The organism is Hydrogenophaga intermedia, assembly GCF_000723405.1.
GTDB classification, from domain to species: domain Bacteria; phylum Pseudomonadota; class Gammaproteobacteria; order Burkholderiales; family Burkholderiaceae_C; genus Hydrogenophaga; species Hydrogenophaga intermedia.
The window spans coordinates 20,027-32,770 of record NZ_CCAE010000051.1; the positions used below are offsets into that span (position 1 = coordinate 20,027).

Genomic DNA, 12,744 nt, shown 5'->3' on the forward strand with positions numbered 1-12,744 from the left:
GCGTACCCTCAACGCCCGATGAAGCGCGGCGGCCGTTTCTCGTGAAAGGCCGCCACGCCCTCGATGCAGTCCTCGCTGCGGCCGAGTTCGCGCTGCAGGCGCGTCTCCAGCGCCAGTTGCTCCAGCAGCGTGTTCTCGTCGGCCGCGTGCAGCGCGGTCTTGATGTGGCGCAGCGCCAGCGCGGGGCCGCGCGCCAGGCGCGCGCACACGGCCTCGGCCTCGGCCATCAGCGCGCCGTCGTCGGTGCAGCGCCAGATCAGGCCGGCCTGTTGCGCGGCCTCGGCGCCCATGGCCTCGCCCAGCAGGCACAGCGCCATGGCGCGGGCGGGGCCGATGAGGCGCGGCAGCAGCCAGGTGGCGCCCGCGTCGGGCATGACGCCGATGCGCGCGAAGGCCAGCACGAAGGACGCGCCGCGCGCCGCCAGCACCACGTCGCCCGCCAGCGCCAGGCTCACGCCCGCCCCGGCAGCCACGCCGTTGACGGCCACCACCACCGGCACCGGCAGCGCGCGCAGGCGCAGCACCAGCGGATTGAAGTCGCGTTCCAGCATGGCACCCAGGTCGCGGCGGCCATCGGGGCCGACGTCGTGGCCGTTGTCTTCGCGGCTGCCCAGGTCCGCGCCCGAGCAGAAGCCGCGCCCCGCGCCGGTGAGCAGCACGCAACGCAAGTTGGCGTCGCGCTCCAGTGCGTCCAGCACCTCGCGCAGGTCGGCGTGCAGGCGCGCCGACAGGCCGTTGAGGCGCTCGGGCTGGTCCAGCGTGAGGCGCGCCAGGCCGTCCTCGCTCTCCAGGCGCACGGTGCGGTGGGTGGTGACGAGGGTCTGCTTCATGGCAGTTGCACCTCGTCCAGGTGGCGCACCGCCGGGCTGGCCGGCAGGCGGCAGGCAGCGGCGTACTCGGCCGCCATGCGCGAGACCAGCTCGGCCACGCCCGGCACGTCGTGGATGGTGGCCACGCCGTGGCCCGCGCTCCAGAAGTCGCGCCAGGCCTTGGCCTCGGTGTCGGCGATGCCGGCGATGTCGGGCCGCTTGGGTGGCAGCGTCGCGACGTCGATGCCGAAGCGCTCGATGGAGGCGCGCAGGAAGTTGGCGTGCACGCCGGTGAAGCGGTCGGTGTTCACCAGATCACCCACACCGCTGTCCACGATCATCTGTTTGAACTCGGCCTGCGCGTGCGATTCGCGCGTGGCGTTGAAGCGCGTGCCGATGTAGGCCAGGTCCGCGCCCAGCGCCTCGGCAGCGCGAATCTGGTGCCCGTCGTTGATGCCGCCGCCCAGGATGAGGCAGCCGCGCCAGAACTCGCGGACCTCGCGCACCAGCGAGAACATGCTCTGGTGGCTGGCGTGGCCGCCCGCGCCACCGCCCACGCAGATGAGCCCGTCCACGCCGGCCTCGGCGGCCTTGCGCGCCTGCGCGGCGCTCACCACGTCGGAGAACACCACGCCGCCATAGGCGTGCACCGCCTCGGCCACCGGCGCGGGGTTGCCCAGGCTGGTCAGTACCAGCGGCACGCGGTGCTTCACCACGATGTCCAGGTCGGGCAGGAAGCGCGGGTTGCTGCGGTGGCACACCAGGTTCACGCCGAAGGGCGCCACGCGCGCCTGCGGGTTCGTGGACTCGTGGTCGTCGAGCTCGGTGCGCAGCGCAGTGATCCACTCGTCGAGTTGCGACGAGGGCCGCGCGTTGACGTGCGGGAAGGTGCCCACCACGCCGGCCAGGCACAGGGCCTTCACCAGCGGCGGGAAGGACACGAGGAACATGGGCGCGCCGATGGCGGGAATCGCGAGGCGGCCGTGCAGGAGGTCGGGGATGGGCATGGCGGCGCTCCTTTCAGTTCACGGCCGCGGCCTGCGCCACGCCCTGCACCGCTTCCACACGCGCCAGCGCCTGGCCCGGCGCCACCTGCTGGCCCTCGTCCACGCCCAGCTCGGCCACGGTGCCGTCGTGCGGCGCGGCCAGCACGTGTTCCATCTTCATGGCCTCCAGCACCACGATCGGGTCGCCACGGCGCACGGCCTCGCCGGCCTGGCGCAGCACCTTCACCACGCGGCCGTTGAGCGGCGCGCGCAGGCTGCCGCTGGCGCCGGGGCCGCCGGCGCTGGCCGCGGGTTCGAAGGTGAGGTCCTCGAACACGGCCTCGGCGCCGGCCTCGACACCGGTCATTTGCAAGGCGATGCCGCGCGCACCGCGCACCGCCAGCGCCTCGCAGGCCAGGCCGTCGAGCTCCAGGCGCAGGCGGTCGCCCTCGGGCAGGCCGAGCCAGCGCACCGTGCGCACGTTCCCTTGCGCGTCGCGCACGCCCACGCTGTCGCCGTTGGCGTGCACGGCGAAGCGGCGCGGCGCTTCACCCGACGCCAGGCCCAGGCCCAGCCGCACCGAGCGCGCGTGCACGCCGGTGCTGGACCAGCCGAGGAACTCACCACCCACCGCGTGCTCCGGCGCGGGCAGCGTGGCGAGCGCGGCGGCGGCCACGGTCCACACCGCGTCGGGCACGGGCGCCGCGCGTTCGGCGTTGCCGGGGAAGTGGCGCCCGATGAAACCGGTGGAGAAGTCCCCCGAGAGAAACGCCGGGTGGCGCAGCACCATCGCCAGGAAAGAGCGGTTGGTGGGCAGGCCCAGGCAGACGGTTCGGTCCAGCGCGTCGGCCAGTTGGCGCGCGGCCTGCTCGCGGGTCGCGCCGTGCGCGATCACCTTGGCGAGCATGGAGTCGTACCAGGGGCTCACCACGCTGCCGTCGCGCAGCGCATGGTCGGTGCGGGCGCCCTCGGCCGCCCGCCAGCGCGCGATGGTGCCGGTCTGCGGCAGGAAATCGCTGGCGGGCGATTCGGCGCACAGCCGCACCTCGATGGCGTGGCCGCGCAAGTGCACGTCTTCCTGCGCGATGGGCAACGGCTCGCCGGCGGCCACGCGCAACTGCAGCTCCACCAGGTCCAGGCCGGTCACGGCCTCGGTCACCGGGTGCTCCACCTGCAGCCGGGTGTTCATCTCCATGAAGTAGTAGGCGCCGTCGGTGTCGAGCAGGAACTCCACCGTGCCCGCGCCGCGGTAGCCGATCTGGCGCGCCACGGCCACGGCGCTGGCGCCCATGCGCTCGCGCAGCGCGGCGTCCACCGCGGGCGACGGCGCCTCCTCCACGATCTTCTGGTGGCGCCGCTGGATGGAGCAGTCGCGCTCGCCCAGGTGGATGGTGCGGCCGTGCGCGTCGGCCATCACCTGCACCTCCACGTGGCGCGGCGCCATCAGCGCGCGCTCCAGGATCAGGCGGCCGTCGCCGAAGGCGCCCTGCGCCTCGGAGCGCGCGGAGTCGAGCGCGGCGGGCAGGTCACTGGCCTGCATCACCAGCCGCATGCCGCGCCCACCGCCACCGGCGGCGGCCTTCACCATCAGCGGGAAGCCGATGCGCGCGGCCTCGTCGATGAATCGTTCGTTGCGGGTGTCCTCGCCGTCGTAGCCGGGAATGCAGGGCACGCCGGCCTCGCGCATGCGCTGCTTGGCCAGGGCCTTGTTGCCCATGGCCTCGATGGCCTCGGCCGAGGGGCCGACGAACACCAGCCCGGCCGCTTCGCACGCCGCCGCGAAGGCCGCGTTCTCGGCCAGGAAGCCATAGCCCGGGTGCACCGCGTCGGCACCGGCCGCGCGCGCGGCAGCCAGCAGGGCCTCGATGTCGAGGTAGGAGGCGCGCGGCGCGGCGGCGCCGATGCGCACCGCCGCGTCGGCCGCGCGCACGTGCCCGGCATCGCGGTCGGCGTCGGAGTACACGGCCACGGTGCGCAGGCCCAGGCGGCGCGCGGTGCGCATCACGCGCACGGCGATCTCGCCGCGGTTGGCGATCAGCAGCGTCTTCATGCGCGGGCCCTTCCGGGCAGCGTGCCCATGTGCTTGCAGATCACGGACAGCATCACCTCGTCGGCACCACCGCCGATGGAGGCCAGGCGCCCGTCGCGATAGAGGCGCGAGGCCGGGTTGTCCCAGGTGAAGCCCATGCCGCCCCAGTACTGCAGGCAGGCGTCGCCCACCACGCGCAGCAGGCGCCCGGCCTTGAGCTTGGCGATGGAGGCGAGCTCGGTCACGTCCTCGCCGTCCACGTACCGTTCGGTGGCGCGCCACACCAGGGCGCGCAGGCACTGCACGTCGGCGTGCAGCTCGGCCAGGCGAAAGTGCACGCTCTGGTTGTGCAGCACGGGCTGGCCGAAGATGCGGCGCTCGCGCGTGTACGCCACCGTCTCGGCGATGCAGTCGTCCATCTGCTGCAGGGCATTGGCCGAGGCCCAGAGCCGCTCCTCCTGGAACTGCTGCATCTGGTAGCTGAAGCCCTGGCCTTCCTCGCCGATGCGAAAGCGTTGCGGCACGCGCACGCCGTCGAAGTTCACGATGCCCGTGTCCGACGCGCGCATGCCGATCTTGTGGATGCCGCCCTGCACCGTGACGCCGGGCGTGTCCAGCGGCACGCAGAGCAGGGTCTTGTTGCGGTGCGCGGCGGTGTCGTTGTCGGTGTTCACCAGCAGGCAGATCCAGTCGGCCTGCAGGCTGTTGGTGATCCACATCTTGCTGCCGTCGATCACGTAGTCGCCGCCGTCGCGGCGCGCGCGCGTGCGGATGGCCGCCACGTCGGAGCCGGCGCCGGGCTCGCTCACGCCGATGCAGGCCACGCGCTCGCCCGCGATAGAGGGGGCCAGGAACTCGCCCTGCAGTTCGGCGCTGCCGAAGCGCGCGAGCGCGGGCGTGGCCATGTCGGTCTGCACGCCGATGGCCATCTGCACGCCGGCCGAGCGGATGTGGCCCAGCGTCTCGGCCATGACCACGCCGTAGGAATAGTCCAGCCCCGCGCCGCCGCAGGCCTCGGGCTTGGTCAGGCCCAGCAGGCCCAGTTCACCCAGGCCGCGAAAGACCTCGCGCGCGGGGAAGCGGCCAGCCGCCTCCCATTCGTCCACCTGGGGGTTGATGCGCTCGTCGATGAAGCGCCGCAGCGTGCGGCGCAGCTCCTCGTGTTCGTGCGTGAGTTTCATGTCGGGGGAAGGGAAGGAATCAGGGGCGCGCCACCGCGAACTGGATGGGGCGCAGGGCGCGTGTGCGCGCGTCCTCGCAGACGCCGAGCACGGTGGCGAGCACGCGGCGCGTGTCGCGCGGGTCGATGACGCCGTCGTCGAGCAGCAGGCCCGAGGTGTAGAAGGCCGGCGTCTGGCGCTCGAAGGTGTCGATGAGCTGCTCGCGCATGGCGGCCAGCGCGGCGGTGTCCACGGCCTTGCCGCGGCGGCGCCAGCCGGCCTCGGTCACCGACACCATGGTCCCGGCGGCCTGCTCCGCGCCCATGACGCCGGTGCGCGAGGTGGGCCAGGAGAACACGAAGCTCGGCCCGAACGAGCGCCCGCACATGCCGTAGTTGCCGGCACCGAAGCTGGCGTTGCACAGCACGGTGATCTTGGGCACGGTGGCGTTGGCCACGGCCTGGATCATCTTGGCGCCGTGCTTGATCATGCCCTCGCGTTCCGACTGGCGCCCCACCATGAAGCCCGTGGTGTTCTGCAAAAACACCAGCGGCACGCCGGCCTGGCAGCAGGCCTGGATGAAGTGCACCGCCTTGGTGGCGCCCGACGGATCGAGCGGCCCGTTGTTGGCGAGGAAACCCACGCGGCGGCCCAGCAGCGAGCCGTGCCCGCACACCGTGGCCGGGCCATAGCCGGCCTTGAACTCCAGGAACTCCGAGCCGTCGGTGAGGCGCGCGATCACCTCGCGCATGTCCACGGGTTTCTTCTGGTCGGGACCGAACAGGCCCAGCAGCTCCTCGGGGTCCAGCAGTGGCGCGGGGCCCGTGTCGGCGCGCGGCGGCGCAGCGCGGTTCCAGCCCAGTGCGGCCACCAGCTCGCGCGCCATGCCGATGGCGTGCGCGTCGTCCTCGGCCAGGTACTCGGACAGGCCGGTGGTGCTGGCGTGCAGCTCGGCGCCGCCCAACTCTTCGTCGGTGGCGATCTCGCCGGTGGCGGCCTTGAGCAGCGGCGGCCCCGCGAGGAAGGCCTTGGCGCGCCCGCGCACCATGACCACGTAGTCCGACAGGCCCGGCATGTACGCCCCGCCCGCCGTGGACGAGCCATGCACCACCGCAATCACCGGAATGCCGGCGGCCGACAGGCGCGCGAGGTTGTAGAAGTTGGCACCGCCGTGGATGAAGTCCTGCACGCGGTAGTTGAAGAGGTTGGCGCCCGCCGACTCCACCAGGTGCACGAAGGGCAGCTTGTTGTCCAGCGCGATCTGCTGCGCGCGCTGGAACTTCTCGATGCCCATGGGCTGCATGGCACCGGCGTCGATGCCCGCGTCGTCGGCCACCAGCAGCACGCGCACGCCCGACACCCAGCCGATGCCGCAGACCATGCCGCCCCCGGGCACGGTGCGCGCGTCGTCGTCGTGGTCCAGCCGGTAGCCGGCCATGGTGGACAGCTCCAGGAAGGGCGCGCCCGGGTCGAGCAGCAGGCCCACGCGCTCGCGCGGCAGCAGTTGCCCGCGCTTCTCGAACACGGGCGCGGCGCGGGCCGAGGCCTCGCGGGTGCGCTGTTCCAGTTCGCGCAGCCGCTGCAGTTGCGCCAGGGCATGGCGCGTGTTCTCTCCCGACGCCTCGCTCGCACGCGAGGCGCCGCTCATCCAGACCGGCATGGGGGACTCCTTGGGGGGCCTTAGCGCATGAAGCGGGGCATCACTGCGGCGTGGCGCCCGAGCGGCGCGCCAGGTCCTGCCACTTGACGGTCTCGCTGGCCACGTAGGCCGCGAACTGCGGGCCCGAGATCTTCAGCGGCAGCACGCCGGCCTTGCTGGCAACCTCGGTGAACTCGGGGCTGGCGATGACCTTCTCCATCTCGGCCGAGAGCCGCGCCACGATGGCCGGCGGCGTTTTCGCGGGCACGAAGAGCCCGGTCCAGGCGATCGACTCGACGCCGGCCACGCCGGCCTCGGCCATGGTGGGCACGTCGGGCAGCGCGGCCACGCGCTCGCCGTAGGTGACGGCCAGCGCGCGCAGCGCGCCGGTCTTCACGTGCGGGCCGGAGGAGGCGGGGTAGTCGAACATCAGGTCGACCTGGCCGCCGAGCAGGTCGGTCAGCGCGGGCGTGCTGCCCTTGTAGGCCACGTGCGTGAGCTCGATGCCCGCCGCGCGCTGGAACATGAGCGCGGTGAGGTGGGTGGAGGTGCCCGCGCCGGCCGATGCGTAGTTGAGCTTGCCGGGGTTGGCCTTGGCGTAGGCCACCAGCTCGCGCACCGTCTTGAAGGGGCGCGAGGGATGGACCACCAGCAGGTTGACGCCACCGGCGATGGCGTGCACCGGGGCGAAGTCGTTGACCGGGTCGTAAGGCAGCGACTTGTAGAACACCGAGTTGGTGGCCTGCGTGCCCTGCGAGCCCACGAACAGCGTGTGGCCATCGGGCGCCGAGCGCGCGGCCATCGACGCGGCCACCGAACCGCCCGCGCCACCCCGGTTGTCCACCACCACCGGCTGGCCCAGTTGTTCGCCCAGGCGCAGGGCCACGCTGCGCGCGAGCGCGTCGGCCACGCCGCCGGCGGGGAATGGCGCGATCAGGGTGAGGGGCCGGTTCGGCCAGTTCGGTGTCTGGGCCTGCCCGGCCAGCGGCAGCGCCGCGGCCAGGGCCAGCAAGAGCGGCGCCGCAACGCGCAGCACCCGGCGGATGGGTTTCATGTGGTCTCCTGGTTCTCTCAACGACGTTCGACATCGTTTTCACGACATCTCGCAAGACTCTACGATACTTCGCAATTCATTCCGACGCAACGTAAAACAAACCGAGTGTTTACCCTTATAGTCTTCGTGCAAACTGGTAAAACACAGATTCCGACATACCGTAGACAACAACGATTGACCGCGATACATTACGACCCGTCGCACAACCAAGGACACGCCAACATGCCCTCCATCGTTCCCGCCTGCACGCGCACCATGGCCGTGCTCGAGGTCTTCGCGCGCGAAAAGCGCGAGCTGTCCAACTCGGACATGGCCCGCTTCCTCGACCTGCCCGACAGCTCCTGCTCCGACCTGCTGCACACGCTGCACCAGGGCGGTTACGTGCTGCGCACGGCGCGCACGCGGCGCTTCTATCCCACCAGCCGCATCTACACGGTGGCGTCCGAGATCATCCGCAACGACCCCCTGTACGCCGCCGGTGCCGAGGCGCTGGAGCTGCTGGTGGCCAAGACGGGCGAAACCGCCTTCTGCGGCCGGCTCGACGACGGCGCGGTCAAGGTCATCGCCAGCCAGGAGGGCCGCCACCCGCTGCGCTACGTGCTCAACAGCGGCGAGCGCATCGCCCTGCACGCCTCCGGCCTGGGCAAGGCCCTGCTGGGCCTGATCGGCGAGAGCGACCCGGCGGAGGCTTCGCGCCAGATGCGGCTGAAGCCGCTGCGCGAACTCACGCCCCGCTCCATCACCGACGTGGCCGCGCTGGAGGCCGACCTGGCCGCCAGCCGCGCGCGCGGCTGGTACCTGGCGGACGAGGAAGGCAACGAGGGCGTCTCGGCCCTGGGCGTGGCCGGCTACATCGGCGAAGAGGCCATGGCCATCTCCGTCGGTGGCCCGGCCGAGCGCATGCGCAAGAACCTGGACGAGTACGTGGCCGTGCTGCACGAGGTGGCCGCCATCGCTTTCGGCCAACGCGTGCGCCACTGACACCGACAACGACGACAAGGGACCATTTCGTGGAATTGAATCTGAAAGGCAAGGTCGCGCTGGTGACCGGCTCGGGTCGCGGCATCGGCGCGGCCATGGTGAAGGCCTACGCCGCCGAGGGCGCGCGCGTGGTGGTGAGCGACGTGATCGCGGAGAACGCGCAGGCCACGGCCCAGGCGCTGGTCGACCAGGGGCACGAGGCCATCGGCCTGGCCTGCGACGTGACGGACGCCGAGAGCGTGCGCCACATGGCGCAGCAAGCCGAGCAGGCCTTCGGCGGCGTGGACATCCTGGTGAACAACGCCGCGTGGACCAAGGACGTGTACCTCACCAAGATGGACCCGTCGCTGTGGGACCAGACGATGGACGTGATCCTCAAGGGCAGCTTCCACTGCGCGCAGGCGCTGCTGCCCGGCATGATGGCGCGCCGCTGGGGCCGCGTGATCAACATCTCCTCGCGCTCGCTGTTCGGCAACCCGGGGCAGACCAGCTACGCCGCCGCCAAGGCCGGCATCGTGGGCTTCACGCGCGCGCTGGCGCTGGAGCAGGGCAAGTTCGGCATCACCTGCAACGCCATCGCGCCGGGTTTCATCCTCACCGAGGGCATGAAGTCGCTGCCCAAGTTCGAGCAGTTGCGCGAGGCCGCGATCGCGCGCAACCCGGTGGGCTTCCTCGGCGAGCCGAGCGACGTCGCCAACGCCGCGCTGTTCCTTTCTTCCGACGTGGCGCGCTACATCAGCGGCACCACGCTCTACGTGACCGGCGGGCGCTACTCGTCCTGAGTCGCACGGTCCTCCACACACAAGAACCCGAGGAGACAAGAAGATGACGAACTTCGTCGAAGCCCCGCCGCCGGCCGAGCTGGCCGCCCTGCGCTACTGGTGGGAAGACCTCAAGCCCGGCCTGCGCTGGCGCACCACCTCGCGCACCATCACCGAAGCCGACGTGGTGCAGTTCGCCACCTACAGCGGCGATCTGAACCGCGCGCACGTGGACGCCGAGTACGCCGCCCAACTGCCGCTGTACGGCCAGCGCCTGGTGCACGGCATGCTCGTCGTGTCGTACATGGCGGGCCTGAGCACGCGCACCATGGTCAACCAGATGCTGGAGCCTTCGCTGCTGGGCCTGCTGGAGGTGCGCTGCCAATTCCCCGCGCCCACCTTCATCGGCGACACCCTCGCGGTGGACATCGAGGTGATGGAACAGAAGGAGACCTCCAAGCCCGAGCGCGGCGTGGTCACCTTCAAGCGCACCGCGGTGAACCAGCGCGGGCAGGCCGTCGTTGAGTGCCTGGTGACGCAGCTCGTGATGCGACGACCCGCGGCATGAGCGGTACCACCGACCTCTCGCGGCTGTTCGAGCCGCGCTCGATCGCGCTGGTGGGCGCGTCCGACCGCGCGGGCAGCATCGGCGGCTACGCGCTGCAGAACCTGGCCGAGCATTCCACGTTCACCGGCGATCTGTACCTGATCAACCCGCGCCGCGAGGCCATCGGCGAGCGGCGCTGCTGGCCCTCCGTGGCCGCCCTGCCCGCCACGCCCGACGTGGCGCTGATCGCCGTGCCGGCGAGCGAGGTGATGGCCGCGCTGCATGAGTGCGCGGACCGTGGCGTGGCCTTCGCCATCGTGTTCACCTCGGGCTTCGGCGAAACGGGCGACGAGGGCAAGGCGCTGGAGGCCGAGATGCGCGCCATCGTCGCCCGCAGCGGCATGCGCATTTACGGCCCCAATTGCCCGGGGCTGACCAACGTCAACCGGCGCCTGGGCCTGACCTTCTCGCCCGCCTTCAAGCTCGACCTGCTGGCCGGCCCCATCGGCATCGCCACGCAGGGTGGCGGGCTGGGGCGCTGCCTGCTGCAGTCCATGCAGCGCGGCATAGGCGTGGGCCTGTGGTCGTCCGCCGGCAACGAGGTGGACCTGGAGGTCAGCGACTTCATCGACCACATGGCCGGCGCGGGCGACGTGGGCGTCATCGCCACGCTGCTCGAAGGCGTGCGCGACGGCCGCAAGTTCCTGCGCGCGGTGCGCCACGCGGCGGCGCAACGCAAGCCCGTGGTGGCGCTCAAGATCGGCCGCTCCGAATACGGCCGGCGCGCGGCGCAGTCGCACACCGCGTCCATCGCCGGCTCGGCCGAGGTCAACAGCGCCGTGCTGCGCCAGATGGGCGTGGTCGAGGTGGACGACATCGACGAGCTCATCGACACCGCCGCGCTGTTCGCGCGGGCGCGGCCCGGGCCGAACGAGAAGGTGGCGGTGGTGTGCTCGTCGGGCGGCACGGCCGCGCTCAGCGCCGACATGATCGGATCGGCCGGGCTGGAACTGGCCACGCTGTCGCCGGCCACGCTGGCCGAACTGGCCAAGCACCTGCCGCCCTTCGTGTCAGCCGCCAACCCGCTGGACACCTCGGGCGAGATCCTGAACAAGCCCGAGGCGCTGGACGCCACGCTGCGCGCCGTGGCCGAGGACCCGGCCGTGGGCCTGGTGCTCTACCCCATTCCGCTGGAGTACGGCCCGGTGACGAAGGGCGTGGCCGAGAGCATCGTGCGCGTGCAGCGCGAGACCGGCACGCCCATCGTGGCGGTGTGGATGAGCGACCGCCTGGGCGCCGGTTACGACGCGCTGGTGGCCGGCGGCCTGATGCCGATGCGCAGCGTGGGCAAGGCGGTGAAGGCGATGTCGCGCTGGGTGTGGCACGGCCAGTGGCGCGCGCGCGCCGACGCCGTGCCGGCGCCCGAGCCGCTGTGGCTGCTGGCCGGCGGCGGTGCGGCCCTGCCCGACGTGTCCACCGAACCGCTGGCCAAACACTGGCTGGCCACACACGGCATGGCCGTGCCCACGCACCGCGTGGCGCGCACGCAGGACGAGGCCCAGGCCGCCGCGCGCGAACTGGGCTGGCCCGTGGTGGCCAAGGTGGTGAGCGCCGAGGTGGCGCACAAGAGCGACGCGGGCGGCGTGGCCGTGGGCGTGCGCGACGCGGAGGAACTCGCGCGGGTGTGGGAACGCATCCACGCGGACGTGACCGCCGCCGTGCCGCACGCGCGCATCGACGGCCTGCTGATCGAGGCCATGGCCCCGCCGGGCGGCGTGGAGACCCTGGTGGGCGTGCACACCGACGACAGCTTCGGCCCCGTGATCAGCGTGGGCCTGGGCGGCATCCACGTGGAGGTGTTGAAGGACGTGAGCCGCCGCCTGCTGCCCATCACCCTGGACGACGCGCGCGACATGCTGCGCGAGCTGCGCGGCTTCCCCATCCTGCAAGGCATTCGCGGCCGCGCGCCGCGCGACATCGAGGCCATCGCCCGCACGCTGGTGGCCGTGTCCGACCTGGTGTCGGCGCACCGCGGCGCCGTCGCCGAACTCGAGATCAACCCCCTGTGGGTGGGGGCCGTGGGCCAGGGCGTGCTCGCCCTGGACGCGCTCGCCATCCGCGCCGGAGATGCACCATGACCATCAAGACCGACATCGGCACCACCACGCCCGACACCATCACGGTGCGCGGCAAGAACATCGCCACCGAAATCCTCGGGCACATCGACTTCGTCGACATGATCTGGTGGACCACCTTCGCGCGCCTGCCCGAGCGGCGCGAGAAGAACATGATCAACCTGGTGCTGGTGATGGCCACGGACCACGGCCTCACGCCCAGCGCCATCAGCGCGCGCCTGACCTACCTGGGCGCGCCCGAGGCCTTGCAGGGCGCCGTGGCCGCCGGCCTGCTGGGCGCGGGCAGCGTGTTCCTGGGTTCGGCGCAGAACGTGACGGAGATGCTGCAGCGCTGGGCCGAGCCGCTGACGGACGAGTCCAGCGACGAGGCCGTGCGCGAGGCCGCGCGCGCGCTGGTGAAGGATTACCGCGGCGCGCGCCGCGCCATCGGCGGCGTGGGCCACCCCATCCACGTGGACGGCGACCCGCGCATCCCCACACTGGCCGCGGTGTCCAAGGCCAACGGCTACTACGGGCGCCACTGGCGGGTGGTGGGGGGCGGGCCCGCCGTGCTGAAGGAAGAAGTGGGCCGCGCGCTGCCCATCAACGCCGCCGGCGGCGTGGGCGCGATCTTCGCGGCCATGGGGCCTTGCCGCCGCCGTTG

General features: G+C 72.0%; 11 protein-coding genes. 5 read left to right on the top strand and 6 right to left on the bottom strand.

All coding sequences use genetic code 11. From position 1 onward, the window contains the following. Window positions 1-8: 8 nt before the first annotated feature. Genes BN948_RS20790 through BN948_RS20815 form a run of 6 tightly spaced genes read right to left on the bottom strand, consistent with a single transcriptional unit; the run spans window position 9 to window position 7,677 of the window. On the bottom strand, window positions 9-830 hold the full coding sequence (locus tag BN948_RS20790) for an enoyl-CoA hydratase-related protein (RefSeq protein WP_009517887.1): 822 nt from the start codon (window positions 828-830) through the stop codon (window positions 9-11). Then, the gene (locus BN948_RS20795; RefSeq protein ID WP_009517886.1) at window positions 827-1,816 is read right to left on the bottom strand and encodes an NAD(P)H-dependent flavin oxidoreductase; all 990 of its coding nucleotides are present in this window, start codon (window positions 1,814-1,816) and stop codon (window positions 827-829) included. Before BN948_RS20795 ends, BN948_RS20790 begins: the two co-directional genes overlap by 4 nt. A gap of 13 nt (window positions 1,817-1,829) precedes the next feature. Beyond that, window positions 1,830-3,845 (bottom strand): acetyl/propionyl/methylcrotonyl-CoA carboxylase subunit alpha, encoded by a 2,016-nt coding sequence (locus BN948_RS20800; RefSeq protein WP_009517885.1) that lies wholly within the window; start codon window positions 3,843-3,845, stop codon window positions 1,830-1,832. Continuing rightward, a complete protein-coding gene (locus BN948_RS20805; protein WP_009517884.1) occupies window positions 3,842-5,005 on the bottom strand; it encodes an acyl-CoA dehydrogenase family protein in 1,164 nt (387 codons plus the stop codon). The genes BN948_RS20800 and BN948_RS20805 overlap by 4 nt, the downstream gene beginning before the upstream one ends. A gap of 19 nt (window positions 5,006-5,024) precedes the next feature. After that, entirely contained in the window at window positions 5,025-6,644 is a 1,620-nt protein-coding gene (locus BN948_RS20810) for an acyl-CoA carboxylase subunit beta (protein WP_009517883.1), read from the bottom strand. Window positions 6,645-6,684: 40 nt separating this feature from the next. After that, entirely contained in the window at window positions 6,685-7,677 is a 993-nt protein-coding gene (locus tag BN948_RS20815) for a Bug family tripartite tricarboxylate transporter substrate binding protein (RefSeq protein WP_009517881.1), read from the bottom strand. Window positions 7,678-7,899: 222 nt separating this feature from the next. Between BN948_RS20815 and BN948_RS20820 the strand changes: the two genes are divergently transcribed. The 5 genes from BN948_RS20820 to BN948_RS20840 all read left to right on the top strand — a co-directional run. After that, window positions 7,900-8,658, top strand: a complete 759-nt coding sequence (locus tag BN948_RS20820; protein ID WP_009517880.1) for an IclR family transcriptional regulator — start codon at window positions 7,900-7,902, stop codon at window positions 8,656-8,658. A gap of 29 nt (window positions 8,659-8,687) precedes the next feature. After that, the gene (locus BN948_RS20825; protein ID WP_009517879.1) at window positions 8,688-9,440 is read left to right on the top strand and encodes an SDR family NAD(P)-dependent oxidoreductase; all 753 of its coding nucleotides are present in this window, start codon (window positions 8,688-8,690) and stop codon (window positions 9,438-9,440) included. A gap of 43 nt (window positions 9,441-9,483) precedes the next feature. Next, entirely contained in the window at window positions 9,484-9,987 is a 504-nt protein-coding gene (locus BN948_RS20830; RefSeq protein ID WP_009517877.1) for a MaoC/PaaZ C-terminal domain-containing protein, read from the top strand. Next, window positions 9,984-12,104 carry an acetate--CoA ligase family protein gene (locus BN948_RS20835; RefSeq protein ID WP_009517876.1) on the top strand — a complete coding sequence of 707 codons (2,121 nt, stop codon included), beginning with the start codon at window positions 9,984-9,986 and terminating at the stop codon, window positions 12,102-12,104. Before BN948_RS20830 ends, BN948_RS20835 begins: the two co-directional genes overlap by 4 nt. Continuing rightward, window positions 12,101-12,744: citryl-CoA lyase (locus tag BN948_RS20840; RefSeq protein WP_035623571.1), on the top strand; the 644-nt coding region annotated here is incomplete at its 3' end. The genes BN948_RS20835 and BN948_RS20840, both read left to right, overlap by 4 nt.

Coding starts and splice junctions, on each gene's coding strand:
- BN948_RS20805 (WP_009517884.1), bottom strand. CDS start 5,005: ATGAAACTCACGCACGAACACGAGGAGCTGCGCCGCACGCTGCGGCGC.
- BN948_RS20815 (WP_009517881.1), bottom strand. CDS start 7,677: ATGAAACCCATCCGCCGGGTGCTGCGCGTTGCGGCGCCGCTCTTGCTG.
- BN948_RS20800 (WP_009517885.1), bottom strand. CDS start 3,845: ATGAAGACGCTGCTGATCGCCAACCGCGGCGAGATCGCCGTGCGCGTG.
- BN948_RS20790 (WP_009517887.1), bottom strand. CDS start 830: ATGAAGCAGACCCTCGTCACCACCCACCGCACCGTGCGCCTGGAGAGC.
- BN948_RS20810 (WP_009517883.1), bottom strand. CDS start 6,644: ATGCCGGTCTGGATGAGCGGCGCCTCGCGTGCGAGCGAGGCGTCGGGA.
- BN948_RS20835 (WP_009517876.1), top strand. CDS start 9,984: ATGAGCGGTACCACCGACCTCTCGCGGCTGTTCGAGCCGCGCTCGATC.
- BN948_RS20795 (WP_009517886.1), bottom strand. CDS start 1,816: ATGCCCATCCCCGACCTCCTGCACGGCCGCCTCGCGATTCCCGCCATC.
- BN948_RS20820 (WP_009517880.1), top strand. CDS start 7,900: ATGCCCTCCATCGTTCCCGCCTGCACGCGCACCATGGCCGTGCTCGAG.
- BN948_RS20830 (WP_009517877.1), top strand. CDS start 9,484: ATGACGAACTTCGTCGAAGCCCCGCCGCCGGCCGAGCTGGCCGCCCTG.